The sequence below is a fragment of the Vibrio sp. 10N.247.311.51 genome (genome assembly GCF_041467855.1).
GTDB classification, from domain to species: domain Bacteria; phylum Pseudomonadota; class Gammaproteobacteria; order Enterobacterales; family Vibrionaceae; genus Vibrio; species Vibrio coralliirubri.
Genome location: NZ_JBFSVK010000078.1, coordinates 1 through 1,236, shown reverse-complemented (window position 1 = coordinate 1,236; position 1,236 = coordinate 1). Strand labels below are relative to the sequence as shown.

Here is a 1,236-nt window from a genome sequence, read left to right as displayed (position 1 = left end):
TGTAGTGGTCTAATGATCCCGGACACCAAATTAGGTGGTAAAGTCTCCACCATAAATGAGGTGTTCAATGACAAAACGACAACGACGTACATTTTCTACTGAGTTCAAACTAGATGCTGCAAGTTTGGTTCTTGATCAAGGGTACTCCATACCTGAAGCAGCTAACTCTATGGGCGTAGGTGAAACGGCTTTACGGCGATGGGTCGACCAACTCAAAGTTGAGCGAGGTGGGATGACTCCAACGGCTAAAGCCCTCACGCCTGAGCAAAAGAAAATCCAAGAGTTAGAAACCCGGATTAACCGGCTAGAACGAGAAAAATCCATATTAAAAAAGGCCACCGCTCTCTTAATGTCGGACGAACTCGAACGTTCTCGTTAATAGACAAGTTGAGGGAGCATGAATCGGTCAAAATGCTTTGCGAGCTGTTCAACGTATCTTCGTCTTGTTATTACAAGTTTAAGCAACGCAAGCCGGATGCCAATCGTATTCGTCTAGCTAGCCAAATTAAAGAACTCTTCAACATGAGTCGAGGCTCTGCTGGCAGTCGTACTCTTGTCTCGATGCTGAGCGCAGAAGGCATAAAAGCCGGACGATTTAAGGTTCGCCAGATAATGCGTGAAGCTGATTTAATGAGTAAACAGCCAGGTTCGCATCGATATAGACATGCAAAAGTAGAGAGGTTAGACATTCCAAATCTACTGAAGCGTGAGTTTTCTGTGAGTACTCCTAATCGTGTTTGGTGTGGCGATATTACTTATATTTGGTCAGGTTCGAAGTGGACCTATTTAGCGGTAGTACTTGACCTATTTAGCCGACGCGTTGTGGGGTGGTCTTTATCCGATAAGCCCGATACCGAATTAGTATCTAAAGCTTTGGACATGGCCTGGGAGCAACGAGGATGTCCGAAGAACGTGATGTTCCATTCAGATCAAGGTTGCCAATATAGCAGCCGCAAATATCGCCAAAGACTTTGGCGATATCGTATAACTCAAAGCATGAGCCGTCGTGGTAATTGTTGGGACAACGCTCCCATGGAGCGGCTATTTAGAAGCTTGAAAACCGAGTGGATACCAGCAACAGGTTACCTGACACAAGCTCAAGCTAAGAAAGACATCAGCCATTACCTGATGAGTTACTACAATCGGCAACGGCCTCATCAAACAAATGATGGGCTGTCGCCAGTAAATGCCGAAAATCGGCTTAAGTCAGTGTCCGGAATTTGTTGACCACTACAT

Annotated in this window: 1 protein-coding gene; it reads left to right on the top strand. The window is 45.5% G+C overall.

Translation table 11 applies throughout. From position 1 onward, the window contains the following. The first annotated feature begins 67 nt into the window (after nt 1-67). Nucleotides 68-1,227, top strand: a protein-coding gene (locus AB6E85_RS25830) for an IS3 family transposase (protein WP_372144825.1) whose coding sequence is annotated in 2 segments (ribosomal slippage) — nt 68-326 and nt 326-1,227 — 1,161 coding nt in all. Because the reading frame shifts where the segments join, the coding sequence is not laid out codon by codon here. The last annotated feature ends 9 nt before the right edge of the window (nt 1,228-1,236 follow it).